Here is an 18,036-nt window from a genome sequence, read left to right as displayed (position 1 = left end):
GTCCCGCCCGCCGGACGTGCTGAGGCCCGCCGTCGACGCCCCCGCGACTGTCACACGGGGCGCGTGCGCGTACACGCTGAGCAGCGAGGAGCCCGTCCGGAGGCGGGTGTGAAGCGCCCCTTGGCACCGATCCGATAACAGCATTCCGGCAAGTCTTTACGTGAAATCTACGCGCGTTAATGTGTGCCGGAAACCAGCGCCGGAAGAGGCGCTTCCAAGAGCCGAAGGGGACGTCCTCTTGCGTCGGGTAACCAAGCTTGCTGCCGCGGTCACCACCACCGCGGCCCTCGCCCTGACCGCCACCGCGTGCGGTGAGAGTTCAACTGATTCCGCCGGCAAGAAGGACAAGGGTGTCGGCCTGGCCTTCGACGTCGGCGGCCGTGACGACCACTCCTTCAACGAGGCTGCGGCCCGCGGCGTGGACAAGGCCGAGAAGGAACTCGGGGTCAAGTCCAAGGAGATGACCGCCGGGAACGACGAGACCGAGGCGGACCGCGAGCAGCGGCTGACCTCGCTGGCCGAGGCGGGCTTCAACCCCGTCATCGGCGTCGGCTTCGACTACGGCAAGTCGATCAACAAGGTCGCCGCGAAGTTCCCGAAGACCACCTTCGGCGTCGTGGACTCCCCGTCGAAGCAGAAGAACGTCGCCGGCCTGGTGTTCGCCGAGCACGAGGCGTCCTACCTGGCGGGCGTCGCCGCCGCGAAGAAGACGAAGACCAAGAAGGTCGGCTTCATCGGCGGCGTCAACAACGCCCTCATCCAGAAGTTCGAGGCCGGCTTCGCGCAGGGCGTGAAGGACACCGACCCCAAGGTCAAGGTCACTTCGCAGTACCTGTACCCGACCAACACCAAGGGCTTCAACGACCCCGCCGCGGCCAAGGCCAAGGCCAAGGGCATGCTCGACGCGGACAACGACGTGATCTACTCCGCGGCCGGCCAGTCGGGCGTGGGCTCCATCGAGGTCATCAGCAAGAAGAAGGGCACCTGGGCGATCGGCGTCGACTCCGACCAGTACCAGCAGCCCGGCCTCGCCAAGTACAAGGACGCGATCCTCACTTCGGCCGTGAAGAACGTCGACGTCGCGGTCTACGACCTCGTCAAGAGCGTCAAGGACGGCAAGCCGATGGACGGCACCACCTCCTTCGACCTGAAGGAGGACGGCGTCTCGCTCGCGACGTCCGGCGGCTTCATCGACGACATCCAGAAGGACATCGACAAGGCCAAGAAGGAGATCGTCGACGGCAAGATCAAGGTCGCGGATTCCCCGAAGAAGTGACCAGGACCGCCGGCGGTCCCCGTCCGAGGGCGGGGACCGGCCGTCGGCTGCGGCCCCCGTCCGCGGGAGGGCCGGCCGGGAGTCCGTGACCGGGCGCGTTCACAGGCGGCAGCCTGCGGATGCGCCCGATCACGTCCCACGGCCCGGCCGCGGCGCCGGGCCCGGGCACGAGGAACCGACTCCGAGGCCGGCCCGGCGTGTCCGAGGCCCGCCGAACCCCCCACCGAGCAGCGGCGTTTCAGGAGAGTGCGTCATTTCAACGTCCAGCAGCAGCCCACCGGCGGCCGGCGCGGCGGCGGACCCGGCGAAGGGCACGGATTCCGCTCCCGCGGTCGAACTGCGCCGCATCACCAAGCGGTTCCCGGGCGTCGTGGCGAACCACGACATCGACATCACCGTCCGGCGCGGCACCGTGCACGCCCTCGTCGGTGAGAACGGCGCCGGCAAGTCGACCCTGATGAAGATCCTCTACGGCATGCAGAAGCCGGACGAGGGCACCATCGCCGTCGGCGGCGAGCAGGTCTCCTTCTCCACTCCCGGTGACGCCATCGCCCGCGGGATCGGCATGGTGCACCAGCACTTCATGCTCGCGGACAACCTGACGGTGCTGGAGAACACCGTGCTGGGGGCCGAGGGCCTGTACGGGATCAGCGGCCGCGCCCGCGACCGGATCATGGAGCTCTCGGACGCCTACCGGCTGGGGATACGCCCGGACGTCCTCGTCGAGGAGCTCGGCGTCGCCGACCGGCAGCGCGTGGAGATCCTCAAGGTCCTCTACCGGGGCGCGCGGACCCTCATCCTCGACGAGCCGACGGCCGTCCTGGTGCCGCAGGAGGTGGACGCGCTCTTCGAGAACCTGCGGGAGCTGAAGGCCGAGGGCCTGACGGTGCTGTTCATCTCGCACAAGCTGGGCGAGGTCCTCTCCGTCGCCGACGACATCACCGTCATCCGGCGCGGCACGACCGTCGCGTCGGTGAAGCCCGCGGAGACCTCGCCGAAGCAGCTGGCCGAGCTCATGGTCGGCAGCGAACTGCCGTCGCCGGAGACCCGCGAGTCGACGGTGACGTCGACGCCCGTGCTGCGTGTGAAGGACCTGCGTCTCACCGCGACCGACACCGACGGGGCGGAACGTGCCGTGCTGGACGGCATCACGTTCACCATCCACAAGGGCGAGGTCCTGGGCGTCGCCGGCGTCGAGGGCAACGGGCAGGCCGAACTCGTCGAGGCCGTCATGGGGATGCGCGAGCTGGAGAGCGGTTCGGTCACGCTCGACGCCGAGGACATCACGGCGCTGTCCACCCGGGCCCGCCGCGAGGGCGGCATCGGCTACATCCCCGAGGACCGGCACCGGCACGGGCTGCTCCTGGAGGGCACCCTCTGGGAGAACCGCATCCTGGGGCATGTCAGCGAACACCCCAACAGCAAGGGCCAGTTGCTCGACCTCCGCGGCGCCCGCAACGACACGCAGCGCATCGTCCACGAGTACGACGTGCGTACGCCCGGCATCGAGGTCACGGCCGCCTCGCTCTCCGGCGGCAACCAGCAGAAGCTGATCTTCGGCCGGGAGATGAGCCACCACCCGAAGCTGCTGATCGCCGCGCACCCCACCCGCGGTGTCGACGTCGGCGCGCAGGCGCAGATCTGGGACCAGATCCGCGACGCCCGGCGTGAGGGCCTGGCGGTCCTGCTGATCTCCGCGGACCTGGACGAGCTGATCGGCCTGTCCGACACGCTGCGCGTGATGTACCGCGGACGGCTCGTCGCCGACGCGGACCCCGCGACCGTCACCCCCGAGGAGCTGGGCTCCGCCATGACCGGCGCGGCCAGCGGCCACCTCGAACACGGCGGGGACGGCGCGGGCGCGGCGCAGGACGCCCCCCGGCCGGCCGCCGAGGCCGCCGTTCCCCGGCAGGACGCCATACCCGACGGGACCCGGAAGGCGTCCGCGGACGCCTCCGAGGGCTCCGACGCACCGGAAGGAGGCGACGCGCGGTGAAGAAGTTCGACAAGGACCGGGTGATCCTGGCGATCGGCGCGCCCCTGCTCGCACTCGTCGCCGCGCTCGTCATCACCTCCGGCGTCATCGGCGTCACCGGCAAGGACCCGTTCCACGCCTTCTACGTGATGCTCGACTTCGGCATCAAGAGCGACAGCCAGGTCTGGATCATCAACAAGGCGATCCCGTACTACCTGGCGGCCGTCGCGGTGGCCATCGGCTTCCGCATGAACCTGTTCAACATCGGCGTCGACGGCCAGTACCGCATCGCCGCGTTCTGCGCGGCGGTCCTCGGCGGGGCGCTCACCCTTCCCGGCTTCGTCCAGATCCCGCTGATCCTCCTGGTCGCGATGGCGGTGGGCGCCGTGTGGTCGGGGATCGCGGGTCTGCTGAAGACGAACCGCGGGGTCAGCGAGGTCGTCACGACGATCATGCTGAACTTCATCGCCGCCTCGACGATCGGCTACTTCCTGCAGGACGGCAGGCTGGCCGTGAAGGACGGCAACCTCTTCCACACGCCGGACATCCCGGCGTCCAGCCACTTCTTCACGATCCCGACGACGCCCGACCCGATCGACGGCACCCTGATCCTCGCCGTCGTCACGGGCGCCGCGTACTGGTTCGTGCTGGGCCGCACCCGCTTCGGCTTCGACCTGCGGGCGGTGGGGCGTTCGGAGTCGGCGGCCTCCGCGAGCGGCGTCAGCGTGAAGCGGATGGTCGTCACGTCGATGGTGCTCTCCGGCCTGGTCGCGGGCCTCGTCGGAATGCCCACCCTGCTGAACAAGTCCTTCAACTACGGCACCGACTTCCCCGCGGGCATCGGCTTCACCGGCATCGCCATCGCGCTGCTGGGGCGCAACCACCCGATCGGCATGGCGCTCGGCGCGCTGCTCTGGGGCTTCCTCGAACGTACGGGCACGCAGCTGGAGTTCGAGGAGTACGCGCAGGAGATCGTCGGCGTGATGCAGGGCGTCATCGTCCTCTGCGTCGTCATCGCCTACGAGGTGGTGCGCCGCTACGGGCTCCGCATGCAGCAGCGTCAAGTCGGCGAGCAGCTCGCCAAGCAGGCCCGTAAGCGCGAGAAGAAGGCGGAGGTGTCCGCATGAGCACGAACATCACTGCCGAGGCAGAGGGATCGGCCCCCGGCACGCAGAAGCAGCGGAGCGGCCGGGGCGGCGGGAAGAGCGACGGCCCCTCGCTGAAGAAGAAGCTCACCGGCGGCCGGAAGCTGTCCTATCCGGTGGTCCTGCTGATCATCGCGGTCGGGCTCGTCACGCTCTCCCTGCTGCGCATCGTCACAGGCTCGAACGAGGTCACCTCCAGCGGCCAGTACTCGGCCGCGCTGGGCGCCGCCATCCCCATCGGGCTGGCCGGCCTCGGCGGGCTGTGGTCGGAACGCGCGGGCGTCATCAACATCGGCCTGGAAGGCATGATGATGCTCGGCGCCTTCGCCGCGGGCTGGATGGGCTGGCAGCACGGCCCGTGGGTCGCGGCCCTCGCCGGGATCGTCGGCGGCGCGCTCGGCGGGCTCATCCACGCCGTCGCGACGGTGACGTTCGGCGTCGACCACATCGTCTCCGGTGTCGCGGTGAACATCCTGGCGCTCGGCGTCGTGCAGTTCCTGGCCAAGCTGTGGTTCGGCGCGGAGGGCAGCGCGGCGGCGCAGGCGGGCGGCAACGACAAGCAGTCGCCGCCCATGGCGGACATGCCGACGTTCAGCGTGCCCGGCCTGGCCGACGGACTTCAGGCCGTCGAGAAGCAGCACCTGTTCCTCGTCTCCGACCTGGCGGGCATCCTCGGCGCCCTGGTGAGCAACGTCTCGTGGCTCGCGCTGCTGGCCGTCGGGCTCTTCGTGGGCAGCTTCTTCGCGCTGTGGCGCTCGTCCTTCGGGCTCCGGCTGCGCTCCTGCGGCGAGAGCCCCGTCGCCGCGGAGACCCTCGGGGTCAACGTGCTGCGCTACAAGTACGCGGCCGTCGTCGTCTCCGGCGCGCTCGCGGGCCTGGGCGGCGCCTTCCTGGCGATCGGCGTGCACATCTACCAGGACCAGCAGACCGGCGGCCGCGGCTACATCGGCCTGGCCACCATGATCTTCGGCAACTGGCGGCCCGGCGGCGTCGCCATGGGCGCCGGTCTCTTCGGCTTCATGGACGCGCTCCAGCTCCGCGGCGGCGGCCCGACCGTGCACGCGCTGCTCCTGCTCGTGGCGGTGCTGCTCGCGGCACTCGCGCTGTGGAAGCTGCGCAAGGGCGGCGTGATCCAGGCGGCGCTCTCCGGGGTGGCCGCCGCGGGCCTGCTCGTGTGGTATCTGGTGACGGACACCGTCCCCCTGGAGTTCGTCGAGATGAGCCCGTACATCACCACACTGCTGGTGCTCTCGCTGGCCGCGCAGCGGCTCAGGCCGCCCAAGGCCATCGGACGCTCCTACCGCCGGGGGCAGGGCACATGACGCACGACCCGGCCGGCGGTACGGACGTCGACTGGGCCGCGCTGCGTGCCTCGGCCCGGGACATGATGTCCCGGGCCTACGCCCCCTACTCCGGCTTCCCCGTCGGGGCGGCGGCTCTGGCCGACGACGGCCGTACGGTCGCCGGCTGCAACGTGGAGAACGCCGCCTTCGGCGTGGCCCTCTGCGCGGAGTGCGGGCTGATCTCGTCGCTGATGGCCTCGGGCGGCGGCCGGCTGACCGCCTTCACCTGCGTCGACAGGCACGGGGACGTGCTGATGCCGTGCGGGCGGTGCCGTCAGCTGCTGTGGGAGCACGGCGGCCCGGAGCTCCTCATGGAGACGGAGGACGGCATCCGCACGCTGGCCGACCTGCTGCCCGGCGCCTTCGGCGCCTCCGATCTGAAACGCTGACGCGACGCCCGCGGGCCGGCCGCCCCACCCAGGGATCCGGCCGGCCCGCGGGCTCGCCTCCCCCATCCCTTTCGCAACGGACGCCCGCCACGCCCACGTCCGTGACATTCGCCCCCGTCCGGTTTCCCGCCCCCGCGTGAAGGAGACTCCCGCTATATGTCCATGGACGTCATCTCCGTCATCCGTACGAAGCGCGACCGCGGAACGCTCAGCAGCGAGCAGATCGACTGGGTGATCGACGCGTACACGCGTGGCGAGGTCGCCGACGAGCAGATGTCGGCGCTCGCGATGGCGATCCTGCTCAACGGCATGTCGCGGGACGAGATCGCCCGCTGGACCGGGGCGATGATCGCCTCCGGCGAGCGGATGGACTTCACCTCCCTCAGCATGCCCACGGCCGACAAGCACTCGACGGGCGGCGTCGGCGACAAGATCACCCTGCCGCTCGCCCCGCTCGTCGCCGCCTGCGGCGCGGCCGTACCGCAGCTCTCCGGCCGCGGACTCGGCCACACCGGCGGCACCCTCGACAAGCTGGAGTCGATCCCGGGGTGGCGGGCGGCGCTCAGCAACGAGGAGATGCTCGGCGTGCTCCGCGACACCGGGGCCGTCATCTGCGCCGCCGGGGACGGGCTGGCCCCCGCCGACCGGAAGCTGTACGCGCTGCGCGACGTCACCGGGACCGTCGAGTCGATCCCGCTGATCGCCAGCTCCATCATGAGCAAGAAGATCGCGGAGGGCACGGGCTCGCTGGTCCTCGACGTGAAGGTCGGATCGGGCGCTTTCATGAAGTCGCTGGACGACGCCCGCGAGCTGGCCTCCACCATGGTCGGGCTGGGCAACGACCACGGCGTGCGCACCCGCGCGCTGATCACCGACATGGCCACCCCGCTGGGAGGCACGGCGGGCAACGCCCTGGAGGTCCGCGAGTCGGTCGAGGTGCTGGCGGGCGGCGGCCCCGCGGACGTCGTCGAGCTGACGCTCTCCCTGGCGAGGGAGATGCTCACGGCCGCCGGCTTCCCCGACGCGGATCCGGCGAAGGCCCTGGCCGACGGCCGCGCCATGGACCACTGGCGGCGGATGATCACCGCGCAGGGCGGCGACCCCGACGCGGAGCTGCCCACCGCCCGCGAGCAGCACACCGTCACGGTGCCCGCGTCGGGAATCGTCACCAGGCTCGACGCCTACGCCGTGGGCCTCGCGGCCTGGCGGCTCGGCGCGGGCCGGGCCCGCAAGGAGGACCCCGTGCAGGCGGGGGCGGGCATCGAGATGCACGCCAAGCCCGGCGACCCGGTCACGGCGGGCCGCCCGCTGATGACGCTGCACACGGACACCCCGGAGAGGTTCGCCTACGCGCTGCAGGCGCTGGAGGGGGCGTACGACATCGCCCCGCAGGGCACGGAGTTCGCGGTCACCCCGATCGTGCTGGAACGAGTGGTGTGACCCCGCTGGCCTCGCAACCCCTTTCGGGTGACGGCTTGTCCGTAGCGCCGTGGCGGAGCTCTTGGGCATGCTGGAGTCGGTGACGTACCGAGAAGGAGACCGCCATGAGCGCACTCACCGTCGACCACGGCCCGGCTGACGGCCGGGACTGGGACGATCTGGTCCGGATCTGGGACCGGACCGACGGGCCCGAGGGCAGCAGGGTGGAGATCATCGAGGGGATCGTCACCGTGTCGCCGCCACCCGCCAACAACCACAACAGCATCGCCGACCTGGTCCAGCGCCGTCTCTACACAGTCATTCCGGAGGACTGGGGCATCTACCAGACGCTGGGGGTAGCCGTCCCGTCGCGGAGCGGCCTCTACATCCCGGACCTGGTGGTGGCTCCCAGGGCTGTTCTCAGCGAACCCGGCAACTACATCCCCGCCGCCGCGGCCGAGCTGATCGTCGAGATCACCTCGCCCTCCAACGCGGGGCACGACCGCATCAGCAAGCCCGCGGGCTACGCCCAGGCCGGCGTCCCGCTCTACCTGCTGGTGGACGGGCACGCCCCGGCCGGTCCGACCGTCACCGTGTACGGGGAGCCGACGGGCGACGTCTACCGCGTCCACACGGCGGTGAAGGCCGGCGAGGACGTCCGTCTTCCGGCCCCCTTCGAACTCACCCTGGAGACGGCGGACTTCCCGCTGGACTGACGGCCGGGCCCGGTCGGCCCCGACCGGACGAGGCCCGGGTCAGGCCCGCGCGGCGACCGGGCGGCGGCGCTGTACGGCGGCTGCCCGCGAACCGTAGAGCGTCACCGCGCCCGCCAGCACCATCGCGGTCAGGGTCAGTGCGACGGTTGCGCTCCAGCCGCCCGCGGCGAACGCGATCGCGCCGAGTGCCCCGCCCAGCGAGCTGCCCGTGTAGTACGCCATCTGGTAGAGCGCCGACGCCTGGGCGCGTCCCTCGGTCGCGGTGTGGCTGACCGAGCCGGACGCGACGGCGTGCCCGGCGAAGAACCCCGCGGTGATCAGGACGAGCCCCGCGGCCACCGCACCCAGGTTGTCCGCCAGACTCAGCAGCAGGCCCGTCGAGGCCGTGCCGATGCCGACGTACAGCATGCCGCGCCGTCCCAGCCGGGCGTTCATCCTGCCCGCGGCGGCCGAAGTGGCCGTCCCCACCAGGTAGATGACGAAGACCGAGCCGACGAGGCCCTGCGAGAGCCCGAAGGGTCCCGCGACGAGCCGGTAGCCGATCACCGTGTAGACCGCGCCGAAGACGATCATGAACAGCATGCCGATGGCGTAGAGCCGCACGAGCAGCGGGTTGCGCAGATGCGCCGAGACCGTACGGGCGAGACCCCGCGCGTTCAGGGGCGAGGGGCGGAAGTGCCGGGCCTCCGGGACGAGCAGCAGGAACGCCACCGCGCACAGCAGCGAGGCGAGTGCCACCGACGCCAGACCCGCGCGCCAGCCCCACGCCTCCGTCACCCAGCCGCTGAGGACGCGGCCGCTCATGCCGCCCACGCTGTTGCCCGCCACGAAGAGCCCCGTCGCGCCGACGAGGTACTTTCCGCGCACCTCGTCGGAGAGGAAGGCCATCGCGGACGCGGGGACGCCCGCGACGGCGGCGCCCTGGAGCGTGCGGAGCGCGATCAGGGTGCCGAGGTCCGGCGCGAAGGGGATCACCAGCGCGAGCGCGACGGCCACGGCCATCGAGATCGTCAGCAGGCGGCGGCGCCCGAACCGTTCCGACAGCGCGGCGAGGGGGAGCACCGCCACGGCGAGGCCGATGGTCGCGCCCGAGACCGTCCAGCTCGCGAGGCCGGGGTCGGCGTGCAGGTCGCGGGAGATCTCGGGGAGCAGCGCCTGCGTGGAGTACAGCAGCGCGAAGGTGGCCAGGCCGGCGGCGAAGAGGGCGAGGCGCATGCGGCTGTGCCCGGGGTCTCCGGGGCTGAGTTTCGTCGCGTCGGGGTCGTGGGTGACCGGTGCGGGGGTGGCCGCGGCGGTCTCGGAGGAGGCGCTCACCCTGGTGAGCGCCCCGGTATCGGCAGTGGGCATGCTTCGAAGCTACGTACGGGGGCGTTGATGCGTCCAATGCACAGAACGGCGATAATCGTTCCCCTCATGCATCACAGCAGCTAGGACGGGACATGTCACCAGCACGTAACGAGAAAGACATCCCGGTCACATCCGACTGGGGTGCGCATCTCACCCCGCGCCTGGCGCAGTTCGCCGCCGTGGCACGGCACGAGCACCTGACCCGGGCGGCGGCCGAACTCGGCGTACCGCAGTCCACGTTGAGCCGCGGCATCGCCCGCCTGGAGAGCGACCTCGGCGTCGCGTTGTTCGCCCGCCGCGGCCGCGCGCTCGCCCTCACGCCCGCGGGCCGGACCTTCCTGGCGTCCGCGGAGCGGGCGCTCGCCGCAGTCGAGCAGGCGGCGGAGTCGGTACGGGCCGACGCCGACCCGTCGAAGGGCAAGGTCGCCTTCGGGTTCCTGCACACGCTCGGCTGGGAGACCGTCCCCGGCCTCATCCGGGCCTTCCGCGCCGACCATCCGGGAGTGCGGTTCGCTCTCGTCCAGAACTACGGCGAGGCCATGCTGGAGCGGCTGCGCGCGGGCGACCTCGACCTGTGCCTCACCTCGCCCGTCCCCGACGCCCCCGACCTCGTCGCCCGCCGCCTGGACGAGCAGCGGCTGCGCCTGGTCGTACCGGAGGACCATCCGCTGGCCTCGCGGCGCCGCATCCGGCTCGCCGAGGCGGCCGACGAGCACTTCGTGACCCTGGAGAAGGGGTACGGGATGCGGCGCATCCTCGAAACCCTGTGCGCGCAGGCCGGGTTCACGCCCCGGGTCGCCTTCGAGGGGGAGGAGGCGGAGACGATCCGGGGTCTCGTCGCGGCGGGCCTGGGCGTCGCCCTGCTTCCGCCGCCGGCGGTCCCGCGTCCGGGGGTGCGGGAGCTGGCCGTCTCGGCACCGCGTGCCGTCCGCGAGATCGGGCTCGCCTGGGCCGCGGGGCGGCCGGACACGCCCCCGGTCGCGGCGTTCAGGGACTTCCTGCTGAGCCGGCGGGGCCGGCTGCTCTCGGGCTGAGGCGGCCCTGGCGTCCCGTGGCCGGGGGCCCGAGCGGCGGGGCCGAGGTCCGGCTCCGTCACGGGGCCGGGGCCGTCATCTCATCGCTCTATTTCCCGGAAACGGCAACACGAGTTGTCACCGACGGGCGGCACGCCGCACCCTCCGCAACAGTGCAGCCGAACGGAGCCGCAGCGACGAGGAGGACGACGTGGGAACCGGGACACACGCAGGGCACGGGCACGGGCACGCCGAGGGGCACGGACACGGCGAGGAGGACATCGACTGGGAGGCGATGGCCGACTACATCGAGCAGGAAGGGGAGATGCGCATCCCCTTCGCCGAGGAGGCCGCGGCCTGGCTGCGCGGCCTGCTGCTGGAGGGCGGGTGCGGGCCCGAGATCGCCCGGCGGCTGCTGGACGTGGGCAGCGGCCCCGGCGTCTACACGGCGCTGCTCGCCCGTGAGTTCCCGCAGGCGGAGGTCGTCGCCGTGGACGGCACCCCGGCCCTGCTGGAGCGGGCGCGCGTCCGCGCCGAACACGAGGGCGTGGGCAGCCGCGTGACGACGCTGGAGGCGCAACTTCCCGAGGACTTCGGCCGGTTGGGCAGTGCGGACGTCATCTGGACCAGCCACGTCGTGCACCACATCGGCGACCAGCAGGCGGCGCTGGACGCGCTGGCGGCCTCCCTGCGCCCCGGCGGGCTGCTGGCCGTCGTCGAGCGCGGGCTCGCACCGCGCTACCTGCCCCGGGACCTCGGCTTCGGACGCCCGGGACTGCCGGCACGCCTGGAGGCGCTGACCGAGGACTGGTTCAGTGCGATGCGCGCCGATCTGCCGGACCACACGCGGAGCGTCGAGGACTGGCCCGCGATGCTGGCCCGCGCCGGTCTCACCCCCGCGGGCACCCGCAGCTTCCTCACGGAGCTGCCCGCCCCGCTCGGCAAGGCCGCCCGCAGCCATCTGCACGCGAAGCTGTCGCGCGAACGCGCCTCCTTCGAGGAGGAGTTGGACGACGAGGACAGGCGCACCCTGGACGCCCTGCTCGACGAGGAGGCCCCGACCGGGATCATGCACCGCCCGGACGCCTTCTACCTGACGGCGACCACCGTCCATACGGGCCGCGCGTCCTGATCCGTGCAACGCGGCCGTCCTGACGGCAGGTCCGGGCCGCGGCCGGGACCTGCCGGACGGACCGGTGCTGCTCGCTCCGGCTGTCCCGCCGGGTCCGTCAGCGGCGGAGGCTGCGCCCGAAGCCCGTGGCGAGCGGCATCCGCAGGCCGAGCGGGGGCGGCGCCGCCAGAGCGTCGACGAGCGGCCGGGCGAACTCCCTGCCGCACAGCGTGCCGAGTACGAAGTTCTCGGCCAGGGCGGCGACTTCGGCCTGGTGGTGGCGCAACCTGTGGCCGTCCGTGTGGACTTCGAAGCGGCACACGTTCGCGTTCGACTTCTTCGCCCGCTCCGCCAGCCTGTACGACAGCTCCGGAGCCGTGTGCTCGTCGTCCGAGCCGTGCACCATCAGCACGTGCCTGCCGATCAGTTGCCTGACCGGCTCGGACTCGCACGCGGCCCGGTCCGTGGTCCGGGGGCCGAGCGGTGGGCCGTCCGGCTCCGCGCCGGCGCCGTCCGCCGCGACGTTCCCGGGCCGCTCCGCGGCCCCCTGGCCGGCGGGCCCCGCCTCCCCGACGGGACTCTCGGCACCGGTACCGCAGGGCGCCGTCCGGACTCCGGGCTCCTTCGTCCCGCCGGGCGGTCCGTCCTCCGTCTCCGGCAGCCAGGGGGAGACGGCCAGCACGGACTCCACCGTCGGGTGTCCGGCGGCCCGCAGCGCCGCACGCGCGCCGACGTCGAAACCGGCCAGGCAGACGGGAACGTCCCCGTAGCGGCGCACCACTTCGGCGACGGCCCATTCCGCGTCGTGCGCGGGGTGCGCCGCCTGCCCGTTCCAGCCGCGGTAGCGGTAGTGCAGGGTGTGGACCACCAGGGAGGAGTCCGGCTCGCCCTGCTGTGCGGCGCGTACCAGCCGCCGCGCGAAAGGCCGTAACGCCGCCGCGGCGAACGCCGACGGCCGCCGGGTGCTGCGAGGTAGCCCGCTCCCGGGCAGCAGCACCACCACGGCGTGCGGCGCCGTGCCGTCCTCGTCCGCGCCCATCGCCCGCCCCAGTCGGGCCTCCCGCTCGGGCAAAGCTTGCTGAGCCATGGGGAAGACGATGGCAGAAGCGCGAGTGGACGAACGGCGCTACTGGATCACCATTGGGTATCGAACGGCTTCCCGCGGCCACAACCCGGGGCGGCGAAAAGGGAGTTGTGGTGCAGATGCCATCTACGCGCGTAGGAGCTACAGTACGCAGATGACGAGCCAGACCCTCAACACCGTTCCCACACCCGAGCAGATCCGCCGGGCCCCGAAGGTGCTGCTGCACGACCACCTCGACGGTGGCCTGCGGCCCGCCACCATCGTCGAACTGGCCCGGGAGACGGGGTACGAAGCCCTCCCCGAGACCGACGCGGCCAAGCTGGAGAGCTGGTTCCGCGCCTCCGCCGACTCCGGTTCGCTGGAGCGCTACCTGGAGACGTTCTCGCACACGGTCGGCGTCATGCAGACACGTGACGCGCTCTTCCGCGTCGCGGCCGAGTGCGCCGAGGACCTGGCGGCGGACGGCGTCGTCTACGCGGAGGTCCGCTTCGCGCCCGAACAGCACCTGGAGAAGGGCCTCACGCTCGAAGAGGTCGTGGAGGCCGTCAACGAGGGCTTCCGCGAGGGCGAGCGCCGGGCCCGTGCCGCGGGCGGCCGCATCCGCGTCGGCGCGCTGCTCACCGCGATGCGGCACGCGGCGCGTGCCCTGGAGATCGCCGAACTCGCCAACAGGTACCGCGACGTGGGCGTCGTCGGGTTCGACATCGCCGGCGCGGAGGCGGGCCACCCTCCCACCCGGCACCTCGACGCCTTCGAGTACCTGAAGCGGGAGAACAACCACTTCACGATCCACGCGGGGGAGGCCTTCGGGCTGCCGTCGATCTGGCAGGCCCTCCAGTGGTGCGGCGCGGACCGGCTCGGCCACGGGGTGCGCATCATCGACGACATCCAGGCCGACGACGACGGGTCGGTGAAGCTGGGCCGCCTCGCCTCGTACGTCCGGGACAAGCGGATCCCGCTGGAGCTGTGCCCCTCGTCCAACCTGCAGACGGGGGCGGCCGCTTCGTACGCCGAGCACCCCATCGGTCTGCTGCGCAGGCTCCACTTCAGGGCGACGGTCAACACCGACAACCGGCTCATGAGCGGCACCAGCATGAGCCAGGAGTTCGAGCACCTCGTGGAGACGTTCCGCTACACGCTCGACGACATGCAGTGGTTCACCGTCAATGCGATGAAGTCAGCGTTCATTCCTTTTGATGAACGTCTCCCCATGATCAATGAGGTGATCAAGCCCGGCTATGCCGAGCTGAAGTCCGAGTGGCTCTTCAGCAACTGACCTCGCGGAGGGTATGACCTGCGAAGTCTTCCGCTGTAGCCGCCGGGGCGGCCGGTCGCGGGGGTTCGGGCACGGCGCCGGTGACAGAAGCTCATCGGATCACCTGCCCGACTTCCGCGCATCCCTGGGTGTTTGTGGCGTTCTGCGGTGATCGCTACGTTCGCCGAGCTGAACAAGCCCCAACGATGAGGACGGAAACTCATGCAGCAGGTAACCAGGAAGCTCCTCAGCGTCGCTGTGATCAGCGCCGCCGTCGTCGTCGCCGGGATGGGCGTCGCTTCCGCCGACACCTCCGGCACCCCCTCGGGCCCGGGCCAGGGCCAGCCGCAGACCCAGGCGGTGCAGTCGCAGGGGAAGACGGCCCAGCCGCAGGGCGAGCAGGCCCAGCCGCAGGGACAGCAGGCCCAGCCGCAGGGACAGGCAGCGCAGCCGCAGGGTCAGCAGGGCCGGCCGCAGGCGCAGAACCCGGCGGGGGCGCTCCAGCAGAAGCCGCAGAACCCGCAGTCGCCTCAGGCCCCGCAGAAGCCGCAGAGCCAGAAGGGCCCGCTGGGCCTTCCGATCAGCTCCCCGCTCACCTCCGGGCTGGGTCTCTGACAGGACCCCGAAACGGCGGGCCCGCGCATCGACTCGATGCGCGGGCCCGCCGTCTTCGCGTCCCGTTCCCGGACGGCTCCGCTACCAGGCCGTCCGCTCGCCCTCGTTCGGAAGCAGGATCCACAGCGCGAGATAGACCAGGAACTGCGGTCCGGGCAGCAGGCAGGACACCACGAAGATCAGTCGCATGGTGTTGGGCTTCATTCCGAAGCGGCGTGCCAGCCCGGCACACACACCGCCGATCATCCGTTCCTGACGCGGACGGGCAAGTGCAGCCATGACGCGACTCCTTCACTCCGGATCGTTACGACGTCTCGTGTTTCCAGGCTAGGGGCCCTTCACACTCCCGGCCTCGGGCTACGGGGCGATTCCGACCCCCGCTGTCCTCGGGGTCGGACCCTGACCCGTCTCCTCCCGTCGGTGGAGGGCCTCGTAGGTTCCCGGCCCCGCCGGGACCTCCAGGAGAAGCGCCGGCGCCTCCTCGCAGCGCCTGAGGAGCGCGGCGCGTACCGGCGGGAAGACCAGAAGCGACGCGAGCGCGACCCCCGCGGTGTTCAGCAGCACCGAGTCGACGTCCGCCACGTGGCCCGGCGCGCCCGACTGGAGCACCACCAGCAGGGACGAGAGGAGCGCCCCGCCGGCGACGGTGCGGGCGAAGGTCCCCGGCAGGGAGCGGTGCAGACGTCCCGCCGCCAGCGGCATCAGCACCCCGAGGGGTGCGAGCAGCAGCAGCCCCTCGGCGAGCCCCGCCAAGGCGCCGGGCGAGCCGCTGACGAGAGCGGGACGGATCGTCGCGAAGGGCTGCAGATTGGCCGGCGCGACCCACGGCACCGACAGCGGGCGCAGCGAGACCCATCCGGCGAACGCCAGATACGCGGTCAGCAGGACGGCTCCTGCGACGCGGAAGCGGGATGTGGGAGCGGCGGTTCCGCCGCCGCGGCCATGGTGCTGCACACCAGCACGGACGCGACGGCAGGGTCCGGCGGTTCCGGACGGCACGCCGCGTACCGGGTCAGGCCGGTGTTCCCGCCGTCTCGGCGGCTTCCGGACTGGTCCGCAGCGCCGGCCCGCACTCGTACCGCCGCAGCTGCTCCCCGTCCCCGGCGCCGCGCGCGGGGCCCCCGAGGATCACCGAGCGGTCGCTGCCGCTCGCGGCGGTGTCGGCGTACGTGCAGACGATCTGCGCCAGCGCGAACGACGGCAGATCCTTCAGAGGCGAACTCAGCCGCAGCGCGCCGGGGGGATCGCCCTCGGCGGGGCCCTCGACCTTCAGGTCGCGGGGAACGGCGGTCCGGAACCCGGCCGACTCCTCTTCGGAGTCGGGCTCCGCCTGCAGCGCGTTGAGCAGGCCGCGGGCCACGGGCAGCTTCTCCGAGTCGTCCCCGTCGGGCAGCGCCACATGGCGTTCCACGGGGGAGACCCTCTTGCCGCAGGCGAGGTAGACCCGCACCGGCAGGTTCCCCTTGCCGCCGCGTCCGGCCGTCTCCCCGTCGCCCGGCAGTACGCAGCCGACCCGGGACGGCGCGGCTCCGGCGTCGACGGGTACGGAGGTGGAGCGGATGCCGCAGCCGGCGGCGAGGCCGCCGAGGACGGCCAGCCCGACGAAGGCCCCCGAGGCCGCGCGCAGCCGCCTGAGCAGGGACGCGGGCAGCCGCAGCCGCCGGTCCTGGCGGTGCCGCGAGGTGCCGGGACGCCGCGGACGGTCCGTACGGTCGCCCTGCTTCCGCCGGGGCGCCGCGAGGAACTGCGCGCGCTTCACCGCCCGTCCTTCCTGCCGTCGTCTTCTCCGCCGGCCGTTCCGTTCCCGCCGCTCTCCGCCGTCCCGCCGTCCGCCTCCCCGGGTCGCCGGGCGTCGGTGTCGCGCGGAAGGCGGAGGGTGAAGACCGCTCCGCCCTCCGGCGAGGGGTCGTTCCGGGCCGAGATGGAGCCGCCGTGGATGTGGGCGTTCTCCTGGGCGATGGACAGGCCCAGCCCGCTGCCCTCCGAACGGGGCCGGGAGGCACTGGCCTTGAAGAACCGCTCGAAGACGTGCGGCAGTTTCTCCTCAGGGATGCCCGGGCCGCGGTCGGAGACCTCGATGACCAGCTCGCCCCTGCCGTCCGCCGTCTCCTCCGTCCGTACGGAGACCCGCACGGGCGAACCCCCGTGCTTGAGCGCGTTGCCGATGAGGTTGGCCAGGATGACGTCGAGCCGGCGGGGGTCGAGGCGCACCATCAGGCCGCGGTCCGCGTCGAGTTCGACGGCGTCGAGCCAGGCACGCGCGTCGATGCAGGCGGTGACCTGGTCGGCGACGTCGACGTCGTCAAGGACGAGCTTCGCCGTGCCCGCGTCGAAGCGGGTGACCTCCATCAGGTTCTCGACCAGGTCGTTCAGCCGCCGGGTCTCGCTGACGACCAGCTGCACCGCCGGCGCGATCATGGGGTCGAGGTTGTCCTGCTCCTCCTCCAGCACCTCCGTCACGGCGGAGATCGCCGTCATCGGGGTCCGCAGCTCGTGCGACATGTCGGCGACGAACCGGCGCGAGGACTCCTCCCTGGCGCTGAGGTCCGCGACACGGTTCTCCAGGGACTCCGCCGCCCTGTTGAACGTGCGGGAAAGTTCGGCCAGTTCGTCCGTGCCGGAGACCTTCAGACGGGTGTCGAGCTTCCCCTCGCCCAGCCGCCGTGCCGCGTCCCCGAGCCGCCTCACGGGGCGCAGCACAGTGGTCGCCGCGGCCTGCGCGAGAAGCATGGCGCCGACGAGGGCGAGCCCCGTGGCGATGCCCAACGACCAGGCCAGGGAGTTCAGATCGTCCCGCTCGGGGCCCAGGGACTTGCGCATGAAGCCCGACGGCGTGGGCCCCTCACCGATCATCTTCGCGCCGCCCACCAGGAACGGCTCGCTGCCGCCGCCTTCGGACGTCCGCTGCCAGTAGAGGTGGTACGGATGGCTGTTGCCGTCGTCGACCGGCCGCCGCTTGGCGACGGCGTTGCGCAGCTCGGCGGGGACGTCCGACGTGGTGAAGGCGTCCTGGTCGGACGTCGCGGTGCAGATCAGGCCCCGCGCGTCCTCACCGGTGAGGATCACCTCGTAGTTCTGCGAGGTGCTGGCCATCTTCTCGGCCGCGTCCCGCAGTTGGCGGCAGTCGTAACGCCGGGGCAGGCTGCCGGCGTTGTCCTCCATCGACTTGCGGAAGTCGTTGAGCGCGGCGTTCTGGGTGCGGGTGAGCACGGCGTCCCTGTTGAGCCAGTACGCGATGCCGGACGCCGAGACGGCCGCCGTCAGCGCCACCAGCGCGAACACGACGACCAGCCGCAGACGGAGCGTCGGCAGCACGCCTGCGAACCAACTCCGCGCCTTCTGCTGGCG

17 protein-coding genes are annotated in these 18,036 nt (G+C 71.9%); 11 read left to right on the top strand and 6 right to left on the bottom strand.

All coding sequences use genetic code 11. The features are described from left to right. The first annotated feature begins 238 nt into the window (after positions 1 to 238). The 7 genes from H181DRAFT_RS05000 to H181DRAFT_RS04970 all read left to right on the top strand — a co-directional run bounded on the left by H181DRAFT_RS05000 (position 239) and on the right by H181DRAFT_RS04970 (position 8,263). Complete coding sequence (locus H181DRAFT_RS05000) at positions 239 to 1,276, top strand: BMP family lipoprotein (protein WP_045862933.1); 1,038 nt, start codon at positions 239 to 241, stop codon at positions 1,274 to 1,276. Positions 1,277 to 1,613: 337 nt separating this feature from the next. Beyond that, positions 1,614 to 3,272: an ATP-binding cassette domain-containing protein gene (locus H181DRAFT_RS04995; RefSeq protein ID WP_368073252.1), complete on the top strand. Its 1,659-nt coding sequence runs from the start codon at positions 1,614 to 1,616 to the stop codon at positions 3,270 to 3,272. Further along, entirely contained in the window at positions 3,269 to 4,378 is a 1,110-nt protein-coding gene (locus H181DRAFT_RS04990) for an ABC transporter permease (protein ID WP_045862931.1), read from the top strand. The genes H181DRAFT_RS04995 and H181DRAFT_RS04990 overlap by 4 nt, the downstream gene beginning before the upstream one ends. Then, on the top strand, positions 4,375 to 5,718 hold the full coding sequence (locus H181DRAFT_RS04985; RefSeq protein ID WP_078895490.1) for an ABC transporter permease: 1,344 nt from the start codon (positions 4,375 to 4,377) through the stop codon (positions 5,716 to 5,718). Before H181DRAFT_RS04990 ends, H181DRAFT_RS04985 begins: the two co-directional genes overlap by 4 nt. Then, on the top strand, positions 5,715 to 6,128 hold the full coding sequence (locus tag H181DRAFT_RS04980) for a cytidine deaminase (RefSeq protein ID WP_045862930.1): 414 nt from the start codon (positions 5,715 to 5,717) through the stop codon (positions 6,126 to 6,128). The genes H181DRAFT_RS04985 and H181DRAFT_RS04980 overlap by 4 nt, the downstream gene beginning before the upstream one ends. A 162-nt stretch (positions 6,129 to 6,290) precedes the next feature. Next, the gene (locus H181DRAFT_RS04975) at positions 6,291 to 7,568 is read left to right on the top strand and encodes a thymidine phosphorylase (RefSeq protein ID WP_045863102.1); all 1,278 of its coding nucleotides are present in this window, start codon (positions 6,291 to 6,293) and stop codon (positions 7,566 to 7,568) included. A 104-nt stretch (positions 7,569 to 7,672) separates the two neighbouring features. Next, a complete protein-coding gene (locus tag H181DRAFT_RS04970) occupies positions 7,673 to 8,263 on the top strand; it encodes a Uma2 family endonuclease (protein ID WP_045862929.1) in 591 nt (196 codons plus the stop codon). Positions 8,264 to 8,302: 39 nt separating this feature from the next. Here H181DRAFT_RS04970 and H181DRAFT_RS04965 read toward each other — a convergent pair whose 3' ends face one another. Then, a complete protein-coding gene (locus tag H181DRAFT_RS04965) occupies positions 8,303 to 9,610 on the bottom strand; it encodes an MFS transporter (RefSeq protein WP_045862928.1) in 1,308 nt (435 codons plus the stop codon). A gap of 92 nt (positions 9,611 to 9,702) precedes the next feature. Between H181DRAFT_RS04965 and H181DRAFT_RS04960 the strand changes: the two genes are divergently transcribed. Both H181DRAFT_RS04960 and H181DRAFT_RS04955 read left to right on the top strand, forming a co-directional pair. Continuing rightward, a complete protein-coding gene (locus H181DRAFT_RS04960; RefSeq protein WP_045862927.1) occupies positions 9,703 to 10,644 on the top strand; it encodes a LysR family transcriptional regulator in 942 nt (313 codons plus the stop codon). A 190-nt stretch (positions 10,645 to 10,834) separates the two neighbouring features. Continuing rightward, the gene (locus tag H181DRAFT_RS04955) at positions 10,835 to 11,755 is read left to right on the top strand and encodes a class I SAM-dependent methyltransferase (RefSeq protein WP_045862926.1); all 921 of its coding nucleotides are present in this window, start codon (positions 10,835 to 10,837) and stop codon (positions 11,753 to 11,755) included. 97 nt (positions 11,756 to 11,852) lie between these two features. Here H181DRAFT_RS04955 and H181DRAFT_RS04950 read toward each other — a convergent pair whose 3' ends face one another. Further along, on the bottom strand, positions 11,853 to 12,773 hold the full coding sequence (locus H181DRAFT_RS04950) for an alpha/beta hydrolase (RefSeq protein WP_045862925.1): 921 nt from the start codon (positions 12,771 to 12,773) through the stop codon (positions 11,853 to 11,855). Between the two features lie 199 nt (positions 12,774 to 12,972). On the opposite strand from H181DRAFT_RS04950, the gene H181DRAFT_RS04945 reads away from it, so the two are divergent. Together H181DRAFT_RS04945 and H181DRAFT_RS04940 are read left to right on the top strand one after the other, a co-directional pair. Further along, complete coding sequence (locus H181DRAFT_RS04945; RefSeq protein WP_045862924.1) at positions 12,973 to 14,094, top strand: adenosine deaminase; 1,122 nt, start codon at positions 12,973 to 12,975, stop codon at positions 14,092 to 14,094. Positions 14,095 to 14,295: 201 nt separating this feature from the next. After that, entirely contained in the window at positions 14,296 to 14,688 is a 393-nt protein-coding gene (locus H181DRAFT_RS04940) for a hypothetical protein (RefSeq protein WP_052708450.1), read from the top strand. An 81-nt stretch (positions 14,689 to 14,769) separates the two neighbouring features. Here the strand turns inward: H181DRAFT_RS04940 and H181DRAFT_RS04935 are convergent, their stop codons facing one another. The 4 genes from H181DRAFT_RS04935 to H181DRAFT_RS04920 all read right to left on the bottom strand — a co-directional run bounded on the left by H181DRAFT_RS04935 (position 14,770) and on the right by H181DRAFT_RS04920 (position 18,003). Further along, a complete protein-coding gene (locus tag H181DRAFT_RS04935; protein WP_045862923.1) occupies positions 14,770 to 14,967 on the bottom strand; it encodes a PspC domain-containing protein in 198 nt (65 codons plus the stop codon). Between the two features lie 78 nt (positions 14,968 to 15,045). Beyond that, on the bottom strand, positions 15,046 to 15,642 hold the full coding sequence (locus tag H181DRAFT_RS04930) for a VanZ family protein (RefSeq protein ID WP_045862922.1): 597 nt from the start codon (positions 15,640 to 15,642) through the stop codon (positions 15,046 to 15,048). 58 nt (positions 15,643 to 15,700) lie between these two features. Continuing rightward, entirely contained in the window at positions 15,701 to 16,447 is a 747-nt protein-coding gene (locus H181DRAFT_RS04925) for a hypothetical protein (RefSeq protein ID WP_254666697.1), read from the bottom strand. Then, positions 16,444 to 18,003, bottom strand: a complete 1,560-nt coding sequence (locus H181DRAFT_RS04920) for a sensor histidine kinase (protein ID WP_045863099.1) — start codon at positions 18,001 to 18,003, stop codon at positions 16,444 to 16,446. The genes H181DRAFT_RS04925 and H181DRAFT_RS04920 overlap by 4 nt, the downstream gene beginning before the upstream one ends. Between the last annotated feature and the right edge of the window lie 33 nt (positions 18,004 to 18,036).

Origin of the sequence: Streptomyces sp. WMMB 714, assembly GCF_900090125.1 — a bacterium.
Lineage (GTDB): Bacteria > Actinomycetota > Actinomycetes > Streptomycetales > Streptomycetaceae > Streptomyces > Streptomyces daqingensis.
The sequence above is the reverse complement of the archived record's forward strand: the minus strand, read 5'-3'. Positions and strand labels throughout refer to the sequence as shown.

Coding starts and splice junctions, on each gene's coding strand:
- H181DRAFT_RS04985 (WP_078895490.1), top strand. CDS start 4,375: ATGAGCACGAACATCACTGCCGAGGCAGAGGGATCGGCCCCCGGCACG.
- H181DRAFT_RS04980 (WP_045862930.1), top strand. CDS start 5,715: ATGACGCACGACCCGGCCGGCGGTACGGACGTCGACTGGGCCGCGCTG.
- H181DRAFT_RS04975 (WP_045863102.1), top strand. CDS start 6,291: ATGGACGTCATCTCCGTCATCCGTACGAAGCGCGACCGCGGAACGCTC.
- H181DRAFT_RS04970 (WP_045862929.1), top strand. CDS start 7,673: ATGAGCGCACTCACCGTCGACCACGGCCCGGCTGACGGCCGGGACTGG.
- H181DRAFT_RS04965 (WP_045862928.1), bottom strand. CDS start 9,610: ATGCCCACTGCCGATACCGGGGCGCTCACCAGGGTGAGCGCCTCCTCC.
- H181DRAFT_RS04960 (WP_045862927.1), top strand. CDS start 9,703: ATGTCACCAGCACGTAACGAGAAAGACATCCCGGTCACATCCGACTGG.
- H181DRAFT_RS04950 (WP_045862925.1), bottom strand. CDS start 12,773: ATGGGCGCGGACGAGGACGGCACGGCGCCGCACGCCGTGGTGGTGCTG.
- H181DRAFT_RS04945 (WP_045862924.1), top strand. CDS start 12,973: ATGACGAGCCAGACCCTCAACACCGTTCCCACACCCGAGCAGATCCGC.
- H181DRAFT_RS04940 (WP_052708450.1), top strand. CDS start 14,296: ATGCAGCAGGTAACCAGGAAGCTCCTCAGCGTCGCTGTGATCAGCGCC.
- H181DRAFT_RS04935 (WP_045862923.1), bottom strand. CDS start 14,967: ATGGCTGCACTTGCCCGTCCGCGTCAGGAACGGATGATCGGCGGTGTG.